General features: G+C 35.2%; 13 protein-coding genes and 1 tRNA gene. 2 read left to right on the forward strand and 12 right to left on the reverse strand.

Going from position 1 to position 13,379, the window contains the following annotated elements; genetic code table 11:
• Positions 1-41: 41 nt before the first annotated feature.
• Positions 42-1,196, forward strand: coding sequence for an aminoacetone oxidase family FAD-binding enzyme (locus OQK60_RS08315; protein WP_297685953.1), 1,155 nt, complete (start codon positions 42-44; stop codon positions 1,194-1,196).
• On the opposite strand, the gene OQK60_RS08320 is transcribed toward OQK60_RS08315, so the two are convergent.
• The 10 genes from OQK60_RS08320 to OQK60_RS08365 all read right to left on the reverse strand — a co-directional run bounded on the left by OQK60_RS08320 (position 1,197) and on the right by OQK60_RS08365 (position 8,554).
• Positions 1,197-1,523 (reverse strand): hypothetical protein, encoded by a 327-nt coding sequence (locus OQK60_RS08320; protein ID WP_297685955.1) that lies wholly within the window; start codon positions 1,521-1,523, stop codon positions 1,197-1,199.
• Entirely contained in the window at positions 1,517-2,665 is a 1,149-nt protein-coding gene (locus tag OQK60_RS08325; RefSeq protein ID WP_297685957.1) for a HAMP domain-containing sensor histidine kinase, read from the reverse strand. The genes OQK60_RS08320 and OQK60_RS08325 overlap by 7 nt, the downstream gene beginning before the upstream one ends.
• Positions 2,658-3,314 (reverse strand): response regulator transcription factor, encoded by a 657-nt coding sequence (locus OQK60_RS08330; RefSeq protein WP_297685958.1) that lies wholly within the window; start codon positions 3,312-3,314, stop codon positions 2,658-2,660. The genes OQK60_RS08325 and OQK60_RS08330 overlap by 8 nt, the downstream gene beginning before the upstream one ends.
• 23 nt (positions 3,315-3,337) lie before the next feature.
• The gene (locus OQK60_RS08335; RefSeq protein WP_297685960.1) at positions 3,338-3,643 is read right to left on the reverse strand and encodes a hypothetical protein; all 306 of its coding nucleotides are present in this window, start codon (positions 3,641-3,643) and stop codon (positions 3,338-3,340) included.
• A 97-nt stretch (positions 3,644-3,740) separates the two neighbouring features.
• Positions 3,741-3,989 carry a hypothetical protein gene (locus OQK60_RS08340; protein WP_297685962.1) on the reverse strand — a complete coding sequence of 83 codons (249 nt, stop codon included), beginning with the start codon at positions 3,987-3,989 and terminating at the stop codon, positions 3,741-3,743.
• 65 nt (positions 3,990-4,054) lie between these two features.
• Positions 4,055-4,768, reverse strand: coding sequence for an ABC transporter ATP-binding protein (locus OQK60_RS08345; RefSeq protein WP_297685964.1), 714 nt, complete (start codon positions 4,766-4,768; stop codon positions 4,055-4,057).
• Positions 4,769-5,914 carry an ABC transporter permease gene (locus tag OQK60_RS08350; protein ID WP_297685966.1) on the reverse strand — a complete coding sequence of 382 codons (1,146 nt, stop codon included), beginning with the start codon at positions 5,912-5,914 and terminating at the stop codon, positions 4,769-4,771.
• Complete coding sequence (locus OQK60_RS08355) at positions 5,911-7,056, reverse strand: efflux RND transporter periplasmic adaptor subunit (protein ID WP_297685968.1); 1,146 nt, start codon at positions 7,054-7,056, stop codon at positions 5,911-5,913. Before OQK60_RS08355 ends, OQK60_RS08350 begins: the two co-directional genes overlap by 4 nt.
• A complete protein-coding gene (locus tag OQK60_RS08360; protein ID WP_297685969.1) occupies positions 7,053-8,315 on the reverse strand; it encodes a TolC family protein in 1,263 nt (420 codons plus the stop codon). Before OQK60_RS08360 ends, OQK60_RS08355 begins: the two co-directional genes overlap by 4 nt.
• A 164-nt stretch (positions 8,316-8,479) precedes the next feature.
• Positions 8,480-8,554, reverse strand: a tRNA-Val gene (locus tag OQK60_RS08365).
• Positions 8,555-8,713: 159 nt separating this feature from the next.
• Between OQK60_RS08365 and pckA the strand changes: the two genes are divergently transcribed.
• Positions 8,714-10,297, forward strand: coding sequence for a phosphoenolpyruvate carboxykinase (ATP) (gene pckA, locus OQK60_RS08370; protein WP_297685971.1), 1,584 nt, complete (start codon positions 8,714-8,716; stop codon positions 10,295-10,297).
• Positions 10,298-10,529: 232 nt separating this feature from the next.
• Here pckA and OQK60_RS08375 read toward each other — a convergent pair whose 3' ends face one another.
• Entirely contained in the window at positions 10,530-11,090 is a 561-nt protein-coding gene (locus OQK60_RS08375; protein ID WP_297685974.1) for a DedA family protein, read from the reverse strand.
• 176 nt (positions 11,091-11,266) lie between these two features.
• Entirely contained in the window at positions 11,267-13,249 is a 1,983-nt protein-coding gene (uvrB, locus tag OQK60_RS08380) for an excinuclease ABC subunit UvrB (RefSeq protein ID WP_297685976.1), read from the reverse strand.
• Positions 13,250-13,379: the final 130 nt, after the last annotated feature.

Below are 13,379 nucleotides of genomic sequence, written 5' to 3' on the forward strand. Positions count from 1 at the left end.
CTACTTTATAAATATTTTTCGTATTATACTATAATGTCGAGATGAAAATATATGATGTAATTATCTTGGGTGCCGGGGCAAGTGGTTTGATGTGTGCCTCGCACCTTGATAAAAAATTCACTGCAGCGCTCGTAGATGTAAACTCTAAAGTTGCACAAAAGCTCAAGATTTCCGGTGGAGGAAAGTGCAATATCACAAATGTACATGTAAGCCAAGAGAACTATGACGGCAATGGGGAATTTATATCTTATACTTTAAATGATTTTTCTAAAGATGATTTACTTGAGTATTTACATGTAAACGGCGTAGAGCCTGTTATCCGCAAAAATCGTTACTACTTCTGCAGAGATTCATCTGATGAGATTATAAATATTTTAAAAAAACAGACTCTACATGTAGATATGCTTTTAAATAGAGATATATTACATGTAAGTAAAAAAAATGACATCTTTGAAGTAAAAACATCGAGTGGAGTTTTAAAAACAAAAAGACTTATTGTGGCAACCGGCGGTAAAAGTTTTGCCAATCTTGGTGCAAGTGATATCGGTCTGGAGATTGCAAAAGACTTTGATATCAAAGTTAAAGATTTTACTCCGGCACTTGTCGGTCTGACTGTTCAAAAAGATCAGTTTTGGATGAAAGAGCTCAGCGGTCTTAGCTGTTATGTAAATATAAAAGTAGAAGATAAGATTTTAAAAGAAGAGATGCTTTTTGCACATAAGGGCATAAGCGGACCGGCTGTTCTTTCAGCATCACTTTACTGGAAGAAAGGAAATATAGCTATTGATTTTTTGCCAAGTAAGAGTATTTTAGAGCTTATCAATGGAAGTAAAAAAATGGTTAGTTCTGTTATCCCTCTGCCAAAAAGACTATCACGCGAGATATTAAAAGCTCTACATGTAGAAGATGTAGAGTGTAAAAAACTAAGCCAAGAGTCTAAGAAAAACTTACAAAAGATTCATAACTATGAGTTCGCTCCGGCAGGTAATTTTGGTTTTACTAAAGCTGAAGTATGCCGTGGCGGTGTACTCAGCGATGAGTTAAACTTTGCGACATTTGAGTCTTTACATGTAGAAAACTTACACTTTATAGGCGAGGTCATAGATGTGACAGGCGAGCTTGGCGGATACAATTTTCAGTGGGCATTTAGCAGCGCGGTAACTTGTGCAAGAGCGATAAATGCTACTAGGGCTTAATCAGTAAAGCTTAGAGTTCATATTGAACTTATCGTAGTAGACATCAATCATCTCTTTTAACAGCTTGTCATCCAAGCTTGTTTTTTCTTTTATGCCAAACCTATTTAGATATCCGACAGGCAGAATTGATTTTTCAAATGTAGGGTTTTTGAGATACTCAAATATCGCTTTTTTGATTTTTTTTTCGCTGCTGTATTTTAGAGTATATTTTTTCATCATCATATTAAATTTAAAATCATCTCCGTGACAATTTAAACAGTTTTGCTCAAATGAAGATGCACCCAAAATAGACGAAAATAAAATTATAAATATAGTTGTTCTTACCATGTCAATATAACCTTTGTACCTTTGTTGATAACGGATTTAATATCAATTTTTATATCATACTCATCTATAATAGATTTGATGATGTCATAGCCGATTCCAAATCCGCCTTGAGTTTTATCGAACCTGCGATATCTCTCAAAAATTTTATTTATTTCATCCTCGCTCATCCCTTTGCCTTCATCAGAAACACTTAGTAATGTTGAGGTTAAAGTGATATTTATATTAGTCTCTTTATCTGTATATTTAATGGCATTAGAGAGTATATTGTCAATCAAACGCTCTATTTTTTGCTTGTCTGCATTGAAATATACATTTTCTTCTATCTCTGCATGTATGTTTAGTTTTTTAATATTTGCCATATGCGTAAAATAGTGTATTCTTTGATTTAACATGTCAGATAAATTCAGCTCTTCGTTTTGAGATGAGACTTGATGGTTTAGCAGAAGGTAAACCAAGTCCTGATACAAGTTTGAGACGGTAGTAGAAGCCGTTTTTATTCTTTGGAGTTTTTTCATGGATTTTTCATCACAGTTTTGTGGATCGAGTGTCTCAATATTGGCAAGAATTGTTGTAATTGGAGTATTTAACTCATGCGTTGTGTCTTTGATGAAGTTATCCAGAAGCCGTAGATTGTCTCTTAATGGTTTTAACACAAGTTTTACTAAGAAAAAAGAAGTAATTATAGTAATAATTATTACTACTATTGCAAGAGTGACTAACTCATTTAAAATATTCATAGGGGTGGTTTTTTTCTCTATCACTGTGTATGCAGCACCAAGATAGTAAGGTTGAAGTGAAGATATATAATATGAATTGGAACCAATAAAGAAAAATTCTTTATCCAAATCTGTTACTTGTGTTTTAAGTGTTGAAAAAATCAAGTTTTTATCTATATCGTAAATAGCACTGTTGAAATCTTTAAATCTTGGATATTCATATTTTTCATCACTGCTTTCATGAACAGATAAAAGTTTATCCTCAAGTGTCAAGCTGTACTCTTTTAGAAGCTCTTTTTCACTGTGTGTGAGCTGCTCTTGTTTGTAAAAATAGTAACTGGTAAAAAGTGTTGCAATCAAAAGCAGGGTAGAGCTTAAGTAAAGAGCAAGCACATAAATTATAGTTTGTTTTTCGCTCTTATACAAGTTTATAACCTACTTTTTTTATACTTAGTATATTTTCTTTTCCTAAATGTTTACGCAAGTTTTTTATGTATGTTCTTAAACTCATTTCACTGTGGGGCTTATCAAATGACCAGACATTTTGGTAAATATCTTCAAATGATACACACTCATTTTTATGTTTTAAAAGTAATTTTAAAAGTAGAACTTCTTTTGGATTTAGCAATATTTTTTCGTTATCAACTATAAGTTTAGTTGTTTGAGTATCAAAATATATATCTTTAGTTACAAGAACAAGAGCATCTTGCGATTTAAATTCTCTTTTTAAAAGTGCTTTTATGCGAAACAGCAACTCCTTTAAAGCAAAAGGTTTTTTTATATAATCATCAGCACCGGATGTATAACCTTGAGATAAATCATCAATACTGTTGAGTGAAGTTGTGAAAATAGCAGGAGTTGATATGCCGGCCTCTCTTAGCTCTTTTAGCAAAGCAAATCCGTTAATCTGTGGAACATTTACATCAAGTAAAAACATATCAAAATTCTGTTTAAAAATAGTTTCTAAGGCTTCATTTCCATCATAAACAGCAACAATGTCAAAGCCTTCATCTATCAGAAACTCTTCAACCGTTTCTGATAAATCTATGTCATCTTCTAAGTATAAAATTTTCATAAAAAATTATACCTAAAAAACTATTATGCATATACTAAAAAACCTTCAGTTTCTGCTTCATTGACATCAGCCTTAGTCAAAATATCAAGAAGTGTTTGAGTGTATTCTTCAGCACTCATAGCAGAAGCATCTACCTCTTTCATTTGGGTAACTGCCGCCATTCTCTCTTCTTCACTCATAGAGCTAAGACTTTCTTTCATGGTATCTCTATCTTGGGTAGATAAACTCTGCATGATATCTCTCATACCGCCTTGACCCTGACCTCCGCCAGAACCATCCATTTTTCTCATCTGCATTTGCTGCATTGAGCTATATGAACCTACATCCATTTTGTCTCCTTTTTTACTAAAGATAAAAAAGTATATGTAATAAATGTGAAAAAATCGTGAATTCTTACTTTTGAGAACGATTTTTGCTTGTAGTTAGTTATCTACGACCGCCTCCGCCGCCTTTAGAGCCTTTATATTGATTTCCTGTTCCGTCTTGGGGACCTGAACTTCCTGCATTCTCATTTCCTTTTCTGTACCTGTTTTGTTTTTTTTCACCGGAGCCTTGATTATTTTGATTCATAGAGCGCTCTTGTATCTGTTGCATTTTTGCTTCATGTTCTGCAAAGCTGTCCTCTGCAAAACAGATACTCGCTGCCAACACTGAGAGTAGTAAAATTTTTTTCATCGGTAAATCCTTATTTTTATTTTCTCTATTATGATGATAATCTGTGAAATATTTGTGAAATGAAATTACAATATTTGTTTCTCATCTGAATCATGAAAAACTATGCCTCTGTTTTGTATTTTCATTATTCTGTCACAGTATGGAAGGATTCTTTCATCATGCGTAACTGTGATGATTGCAACATTTTGCTCGGATGCAATCTTTTTAAGCATTTTTATAACACTAACAGCTCTCTCACCGTCTAATGCAGCCGTTGGCTCATCTGCAAGGATTATCTCAGGATTGTTTGCAAGTGCGCGTGCAATCGCAACTCTTTGGTTTTGTCCTCCTGATAGTTGTGATGACATGTTGTATGCTTTGTCGTCTATTTCGAGGTATTTTAAAAGCTCCATGGCCTTCTTTTGAGCATCTTTTTCACTTACTTTATTTGCTTGAGGAAGAAGTGTTATGTTTTCTAAAACATTTAAAAATGGTATTAGATAGTGCGCTTGAAATATAAAACCAATCTTCTCTCTTCGAATGCGACGAGTATCTTTTGCCATCCATTTGTCTTTGTAGACCATGTCTTCTCCAAGCCAAATTTCTCCGCTTGTCGGCTCTATTACACAGCCTATCATCATCAAAAGAGTTGTTTTTCCTGCACCGCTTGGCGCAATGAGTGCAACAACTTCGCCTTTTTTTATTTCAAATGAGGCATTTTCAATAACCTTAACAAGGTTTTCATCTTTTCCAAAATTTTTGACTAAGTTTTTGACTTTAATGGCGATTTGTTGATTCATTTATCCTCCGATTGCTTGTGCAGGATCTGCACTTATTACTTTTTTTACACCTACAAAAGAGGCCAATATAGAAGCAACAATAATTACGCCAAAAAGTGTCCACGCATCAGGAATTTCTAATACAACTAATTTTGGGAACTTATCGTAAGTGAAATGTGAAAATATATTTCCAAAAATAAAAGCGAAAATACCAAGCAGCAGAGTCTCTTTAATAATCATATTTATAATCAAGCTGTTTGGCAGGCCCATAAGTTTCATAATGGCTATCTCTTTCATTTTCTCTAGAGTCATCGTATATATGATAAGTGCGATAATAATCGTTGAAACAACAACGAGTATAGCTGTAAAAAGTCCTATCTGCTTTGAAGATTTTTCTATCAGGTTTTTTGTCAATATATCTTTTTGCTGCTGCGCCGTATATACATTTTTATGTTGCCATTTTCTTATACTCTGTGCCACTTCATTTACATCATATCCATCTTTAATCGTTGCAAGAACAGTGTTTACCATCAATGATTCAGAGTTTTTTACTCCTCTGGCTTCGTTGTTATGAATCTCTTTGTTTGAGTACAAAAATTGCAGCTCCTGAGCATCTTTTAAGCTGATGTATACCAATGGGTCTCCACCTGATGATACGGTGTTACGCGTGATACCGACAACTGTATAAAAATTTCTTCCAAGTTTGATTTTATCTTCGAGTTTAAAGCCGGTCTTGTCAGTTACTACAATCTCATAGTGATTAGTTTTTAGCACACGCCCAGCTATCAATCTGTCCTTGTTTATTGGATTGATTGTTCCATAAACATCATATCCGACTGCAAAAACACGAACAGGCTTGATTTCATGAGGAAGCTGAATGTTTTGAAAAGTCATAGCTTCACTTTTATCTATGCCGTCTACAACGAAGATAATATTTTTAAGATCTTCATGAACTCTGGAAGATTCCGCAAAAGGTCCCATTGTATTTTCTTGGACAATCCATAAATCAGCATTGATATCGTTGAGTAATATCTCCGCTTCAGCGACCATGCCACGATAAACACCAATCATAATAAGAACAATTCCAAGTAACATTCCGACACCCATGGCAGTAACAATAAACTTGCCAAGAGTGTGCTCAATATCCCTTGCAGCTAAATTTATCATCTATATATCTTCATTCCATCGCGGAGCGGTTTGTTGCTGCTTGTATACAAAAGCAGTTCACTGTCGGCGTTGATCCCTGATGAAACGGCGGCTTCATTATCACTTTTTGCTAAAATAGATATTGGTTTAAAATTGGCAGTTGTACCATTTGCCACCCAAACACCTTTTTTGCCATTTCTTGTAACAATTAACTTAAGAGGAATTTTCAAAACATTTTCATATTTGGCTACTTTAATTGAAACTTCTGCCTGCTCATTTATGTAAAACGGAGTAGGAACGACATCAAAACCGACAGCTACTTCTCTTTCAAGCGTTACGGCATTACTTATGGCTACTACTCTTTGAATAGTTCCGGTTAATGCTGTATTAGGCTGAGACCTAAGTTTTATTGAGGCTTTTTGCATCAGTTTAACTTTGTCTGATAAGCGCTCATCAATATTTACTTTTACCCATAATGTTTTTGGGTCTACAATTTTAAAGATTGTAGTTGAAGGTAGAACATATTGTGCAGCTTGGGCCTCTTTTGCAATAATATATCCGTCTACAGGAGAGTAGATTTTAAGTCTTTGTATTTTGGTTGCTATTGCTTCTATACTCTTTTTAAGGCGTGATTTTTCTGATGATGCAGAAGCTATCTGCGAGTTAGCGGCATTTATCTGTGCATTGATGTTTTGAAGATCGCTTTTTGCCTTATCGTACTCTGCTTGAGTTGCAAACTTCTGCTCCATAAGCTTTTTGTAACGCTCGTAAGTTGCCAACAGAAGCACTTTTTGAGCTTCGAGACTCTCTAAAGTGCTTTTTGCAGCATCAACTTCATGTTCTGCCCTTTGTAAAGCAAGTTTTGCCTCATCGTGAAGCATTGGTAATTCAACCGGGTCTATGCTGATAAGAAGTTCTCCTTTTTTTACCCACATTCCCTCGTCAAAGTATATGTTTTGTATCTTTCCGCCGCTTTGCGCTGTAATGTTATATATATTTTTTGCATCGACATTTCCAATACCGCGTATTGTTACATTTAAGTCTCCGGTAACAGGTTTAGTAGTTGCAAAAGTTGATTTTACAACATAAACTTTGTTGTAAAAAATAGCTCCGCCTAAAATGATAAGAAGTGTTATAATTGTATATTTTAGCAATTTGCTCATTTAGTTTGTCCTTGTAAATAGTCTAGTCTATTGATGATTTTAATAACCGCGAATTTGGCTTCTAACAAGCCCAATTCTGCATAGAGATTTGTTGAAGTTGCGTCAAGTATTTCTATGTATGTTGAGAGCCCTTCTTTGTATCTTGCTTGGACTATCTCTTTTGTTAGCATTGAAGACTCTATCAAAGCTTTTTTTGCTTTAATAGTGTGCTTGTATCTATCAAAATCAATTATTAAATTTTCAAGTTCTTCTTGGATTAAGAGTTTTTTTGAGTTATATGACTCTTTTGCCTGTTTTTTTGATATAAGTGCTTCTTGTGTTTGCGCACTAATCCTTCCGCCGCTGTAAATAGGAATATTGATACTGATACCGACCAATGAGGTATCGTACTCATTTATGGAATCCTGATGTGTGTATGATGCAACTGCGTCTATTGAACCGTAGTTTTGAGCTTTTGTTGCACTGTATATAAGGTCGTTTCTCTCTATCTCTTCTTTAGAACTCTTTAGCGTAAAGTTTTTTTCTAAGATATCTTGAAAAAGTAAATCTTCATTTTGCAGAGCTTGATTGTTTTGCAATGCAGTGTTGTCAACGAGCTTTGTTTCAAAGTCTACTTTTTCTCCCATATATAAAGAGAGTGTAGAAAGCGCTTTGTTTAGGTCAGCTTTTGTTATAGCCAGAGTATCCTCAGCAATATACATTGCACTTAGTATGCTTGTTGCGTCTGCCTCGGTTTTTAGACCCTCTTTAACAAGAGCTTGTGCCTGTTTGTAAAGCTCGTTTTTTGTCTGCAGATCTTTTTGTCTTGCTTTTAGTGCATTGGTTTGAAAGAGTGCTAAATTATATAGATTTTTTACATTGTAAATAAGAAGAGCTTTTGCATCGTCTAAAGAGATGTTGGCAATGTTTTCATTTTTTTTAGAAGCTTTTATATTTGATGTGGTTCGTGAAAAATCATATATTTTTTGATTTATTTTTGCATCAAATTGCCAATTGTCATCTTCTATTGTTTTAAATTGACCGTTTTGCGGCATAACAAATGTGTTGATAGGATTGTACTGCGCACCGATATTAATCTGCGGCAAATAATCAGCTTTTGCTATATCCACAAGATGTCCGCTTTGTTCAACATTTAGAGTCAAGTTTTTTATATCTGGATGATTTTTGAGTGTTTTGTCAATACACTCATCAAGTGTTAATTCCTTGGCGCTCAATAAAAAAACAAAAACATATAAATACAGGGTTAAAAATTTTGTCATATGTATCTTTCATAGTATTAAAATAGTGTATGTATTATAGTCAAGTTTTGTGGAATTATTGTGAAATTGAAGTTATTCTACATGTAGTTATATATAAATGATAATAAGTAAAAAGACAGTAGGTTCAAACTGCTTAATACAGCGTAAGTCGGTTTATTATGTAGTGGTGCTCAATATTGGACTTGAACCAATGACTTCTTCCATGTCATGGAAGCACTCTACCACTGAGTTAATCGAGCAAGGGCGTAATTTTATCAAAAAATACTTAAATTAAATTTTCTTTTTAAGCAATAAAAGAAGTTTCTAAATTTTTCAATCAGGACTATATATTTACTTTTAATTTAGGTTTATTAAGTGTATAATTTCGAAATAATTAAAAAGTACCCAAAAGGTAAGTTATGAACTTAACTGAGTTAGAAGAAATAGGTCTCAAAAATGTTGGTAATGTTTATCATAATCTGAGTTATGACGAATTGATTCAGCATGAGCTTGAGAATGATGAATGTGCTCTTACAAAAAAAGGTGCAACAGCTGTTGACACCGGTATCTTTACCGGCCGTAGTCCCAAAGATAAGTATTTTGTAGACCGTGAGCCATCAAATAAACACATTGCCTGGGGCGATGTGAACAAAAAAATTTCTTCTGAAATTTTTAATGAACTTTTAGTTGTTGCCCAAGAGCAGCTATCAAACAAAGATCTTTATGTGACAGATGTATTTTGTGGTTCAAGTGCCGCTTCAAAAAGATCAGTTCGTTTTGTTTCTGAGATTGCTTGGCAGTCTCACTTTGTTAAAAATATGTTTATTCGTCCTACTCCGCCAGAGCTGGAAGTTTTCAAATCAGACTTTACGGTTTTAAATGCCTGTAAAGCTGTGAATGACAAATGGAAAGAGCACGGAATGAATTCTGAAGTGTTTGTACTGTTTGATATAGAAAATAATATAGCTATTATTGGTGGTACATGGTATGGTGGAGAGATGAAAAAAGGAATTTTTTCAATGATGAACTACTGGCTGCCACTGGAGAATAAATTACCTATGCACTGTTCTGCGAATGTCGGTAAAAGAGGTGATACGGCACTTTTCTTTGGACTAAGCGGAACCGGTAAAACTACTTTGTCAACCGACCCTAATCGTGCTTTAATCGGTGATGATGAGCATGGTTGGGATAATTACGGTGTGTTTAACTTTGAGGGTGGATGCTACGCAAAAGTAATCAACCTTGACGGCAAAAGTGAACCTGAAATTTACAATGCTATTAGAACTGATGCTCTTTTAGAAAATGTTGTGATGTATGGTGATGGTGAAGTGGATTACGAGGATAGTTCAAAAACTGAGAACACCCGTGTTTCTTACCCGATTGAGCATATTGAAAATCATGCACCTAGTTTAAGTGCAGGCCACCCTGAAAACATCATCTTTTTAACAGCTGATGCATTTGGTGTATTGCCTCCTGTTTCAAAACTTACAAAAGAGCAGGCAATGTACTACTTCTTAAGTGGATATACTGCTAAAGTTGCCGGAACAGAGCGTGGTATTACTGAGCCTGTTGCAACATTTAGTGCTTGTTTTGGTGAAGCGTTTTTACCACTGCATCCAACAGTTTATGCAAAACTTCTTGGCGAAAAAATCGATGAACATGGTGTTAATGTTTATCTTGTTAACACTGGCTGGACAGGTGGAGCTTATGGTGTAGGGCATAGAATGAGCATCAAAGATACTCGCGCTTGTATTAATGCTATTTTAGACGGAAGCATTAAAGAGAGTGAGTTTGATGTTACTAAAACATTTAGACTACATGTTCCAAAAACTCTTGGTAATATAAATCCAGAGATATTAAATCCTCGTAATGCCTGGAAAGATAAAGAAGAGTTTGATAAAACTAGAGATGAATTGGCTGAGATGTTTATTGAAAACTATAAAAAATATCAAGATGGAGAGCATGAAGACTTCTCCCCATACGGACCAATCGTAGGCTCTTAAAACTTCATCTTCACAGCATTTTGCACAAAAAACCAACACGGCAGGCTTTATAGCCTAGCCTTAGTTGGATATTTTGCACAAACTGCAGCAAATCTAACAAATCATTTGTGCATTTTCTGCGTTGCTACGCTCGTGGTGCACAATAGTGCACTTCCTCCTTATGCGCCTTGAAATTACATTACTCTTTAAATTTTACTATGACTTAAATCTAACAAATTCTTCGTATGCTTGCTTACTTTTTCTTTGTTGCCTTGTGCATATAAAGCCATAAAGCCCCAGCAAAAACTACAAGAATTATTGGTGCTATCCAAGGTTTGTCGCCAACAACTTCAGCAGCTTTTACCAAAGCACCCCCAGAGTAGTAGCTTCCAAATCCAAATACTAAAGCCCAAACTGCTGAACTAAGTACATTTAAAATAGCAAACTTTTTAAAGTCATATTTTGTAAGTCCGATAGCAATCGGTATAAGAGTTTTAATCCCATAAACAAATTTTTGTATTAAAATTATCCAAGAGCCGTTTTTTTTCATCATTACATGTGCAAGTGCAAGTTTTCGTCTATGTTTACGAAGCCCGTTCATCATTACACCTTTTTGGTATCTTGCCATATAAAAAAGCAAAACATCACCAAGTGCATTTGCAATAAAGGCTATTACTATAACTAAAGTCAAATCCATTTTGCCCATAAAAGAGAGTACGCCAGCACCGATAAGAGCTATAAATCCACCACCAAGAGAGTAGAGAAAAAGTCCTATATATCCATAAGTTTCTAAATTACTAAAAGTATCTTCCATAATTATCCTTAATTTGATTAATCAAATGAAGGAAACCTTCATCTAATATGTACGATATCGGAAGTATACCCACAAAGGGGGCACGCTGATTCCGCTATCTACGCTAACGCTAGGTTCTACCCTCAAGGGGCACCGAGGTCTTCGGCAGAGAGCCCATTGCACTAGTGCAATTTGTACTAAAGTTTTTTAATTTTTGTTATTTCATCACGAAGTCTGGCTGCCTCTTCAAAGTTTAATTCACGAGCAGCTTCTTTCATTTTAAGAGAAAGTTCTTTGACCATCGCTTTTCTCTCTGATGCTGGCATTTTATCCATTTTTTTGTGTTTTTGGTAAATATCACCATAATCTTCAACTTTTAGATTCTCATCAAGAGAGCGTTTTGTAGTTTTTGGAGTTATGCCGTGCTTTTTGTTATGAGCATCTTGAATCTCTCTTCTGGCAGTAGTTGTCTCTATCGCTCTTTGCATTGAGCCTGTTATTTTGTTGGCATATAAAATAACCCTGCCGTTTTCATTTCTGGCTCCACGGCCAATTGTCTGAATGAGTGCCGTTTCACTTCGTAAAAATCCTTCTTTGTCTGCATCTAAAATAGCGACTAAAGAGACTTCAGGAAGGTCTAAACCTTCACGAAGCAGGTTTATGCCTATAAGTACATCAAACTCACCAAGTCTTAAAGAACGAATAATCTGGTTTCTCTCAATCGTGTCAATATCAGAGTGCATATACTGAACTTTTATCCCTAAATCTGCCAAGTATGTTGTAAGTGCTTCTGCCATCTTTTTCGTGAGTACTGTTATGAGTACGCGCTCATCTTTAGCTGTGATTTTTTTAATCTCATCATGTATATCTTCAACTTGATTATCTGAGCTTTTTATCTCTATGACAGGGTCAAGCAATCCTGTCGGGCGGATAATTTGCTTTGCTACAACACTAGACATGTCAAGTTCATACTCTGCTGGTGTCGCTGATACAAAAAGATAGTGTGGAGCTTTGTTTATGTACTCCTCTGCTTTTAAAGGTCTGTTATCCAAAGCACTTGGAAGCCTAAATCCATAATCAACAAGAACCTCTTTTCTAGCTCTATCACCTGCATACATCCCTCGATACTGCGGAAGTGAAACATGAGACTCATCAACAATTACAAGATAATCTTTATGATTTACTTCAAAGTAATCAAGCAGTGTAAAGGGAGCTTCACCTGGTTTTTTGTCTGTCAGTAGTCTTGAGTAGTTTTCAACTCCCTTGCACATTCCGGTAGTTTGGAGCATCTCTAAGTCAAATTCAACTCTCTGTTTTAGTCTTTGGTACTCTACAAGTTTTCCCTCTTTTTGAAAGTATGCAAGTCTATCATCAAGCTCTTCTTCTATGCGTTTTATTGCAATAGCCATCTTCTCCTGTCCGACGCTAAACTGTGATGTTGCATAGATGGTAAACTGTTTATGGTCTTCAAGTCGCTTATTGTCAATGATATCAAAAGTATAAATTGCTTCAATCTCATCACCAAAGAACTCAATGCGAATGGCTTCTTGTTCAAAATATGGCGGATAAACATCAATACTTTCACCATTTACGCGAATATGTCCACTGTCAAAATATGAATCGTTTCTACTGTAGCCCATCTCTACAAGACGAAGCAGAAGTTTTTTTTGAGATATCTCATCGCCAATAGCGATGGACTGAACCATATTTTGATACTCCTGGGGGTCACCTAAACCGTAGTTTGCAGATACAGAAGCTATGACTATAACATCATCATAAGAGAGAAGATTAGCAGTTGAAGAGAGCCTCATGCGCTCTAGTTCATCATTGATGGCACTGTCTTTTTCTATAAACAAATCTTGACGGGGTATATAAGCCTCAGGTTGATAATAATCGTAATAACTGACAAAATACTCAACATGATTATTTGGAAAAAATTGTCTAAACTCACTATATAGCTGAGCAGCTAATGTCTTATTGTGCGTCATGATGATGGTTGGCATCTTGACTTTTTCTATTACACTAGCCATAGTGTATGTTTTACCGCTGCCTGTTACACCTTCAAGTGTTTGGTAGCGATTGCCTTTTAGTATGGAGTCACTCAAGGCTTTTATGGCTTGTGGCTGGTCCCCGGCAGGAGAGTAGTCTGATTTTACTTTAAAATTGGCTTCTTTTTTCATTGATGGAATTATAGCTGATTAGCATTAATACAATGGACGGTTTTAGTTTCTATTTTCTGAGTAATTTGTGCGAAGTATAAAAACAATACAATAACAAATATGTTTTGGTGACAATATCAATAGATTTATG

Source organism: Sulfurimonas sp. (assembly GCF_026196735.1).
Classification (GTDB): Bacteria; Campylobacterota; Campylobacteria; order Campylobacterales; family Sulfurimonadaceae; genus Sulfurimonas.

What these genes read in the sequence shown, in the direction of transcription:
- OQK60_RS08330 (WP_297685958.1), bottom strand. Translation starts at nt 3,314, where the DNA reads ATGAAAATTTTATACTTAGAAGATGACATAGATTTATCAGAAACGGTT.
- pckA (WP_297685971.1), top strand. Translation starts at nt 8,714, where the DNA reads ATGAACTTAACTGAGTTAGAAGAAATAGGTCTCAAAAATGTTGGTAAT.
- OQK60_RS08320 (WP_297685955.1), bottom strand. Translation starts at nt 1,523, where the DNA reads ATGGTAAGAACAACTATATTTATAATTTTATTTTCGTCTATTTTGGGT.
- OQK60_RS08315 (WP_297685953.1), top strand. Translation starts at nt 42, where the DNA reads ATGAAAATATATGATGTAATTATCTTGGGTGCCGGGGCAAGTGGTTTG.
- OQK60_RS08360 (WP_297685969.1), bottom strand. Translation starts at nt 8,315, where the DNA reads ATGACAAAATTTTTAACCCTGTATTTATATGTTTTTGTTTTTTTATTG.
- OQK60_RS08350 (WP_297685966.1), bottom strand. Translation starts at nt 5,914, where the DNA reads ATGATAAATTTAGCTGCAAGGGATATTGAGCACACTCTTGGCAAGTTT.
- OQK60_RS08335 (WP_297685960.1), bottom strand. Translation starts at nt 3,643, where the DNA reads ATGGATGTAGGTTCATATAGCTCAATGCAGCAAATGCAGATGAGAAAA.
- OQK60_RS08375 (WP_297685974.1), bottom strand. Translation starts at nt 11,090, where the DNA reads ATGGAAGATACTTTTAGTAATTTAGAAACTTATGGATATATAGGACTT.
- OQK60_RS08355 (WP_297685968.1), bottom strand. Translation starts at nt 7,056, where the DNA reads ATGAGCAAATTGCTAAAATATACAATTATAACACTTCTTATCATTTTA.
- OQK60_RS08340 (WP_297685962.1), bottom strand. Translation starts at nt 3,989, where the DNA reads ATGAAAAAAATTTTACTACTCTCAGTGTTGGCAGCGAGTATCTGTTTT.
- uvrB (WP_297685976.1), bottom strand. Translation starts at nt 13,249, where the DNA reads ATGAAAAAAGAAGCCAATTTTAAAGTAAAATCAGACTACTCTCCTGCC.
- OQK60_RS08345 (WP_297685964.1), bottom strand. Translation starts at nt 4,768, where the DNA reads ATGAATCAACAAATCGCCATTAAAGTCAAAAACTTAGTCAAAAATTTT.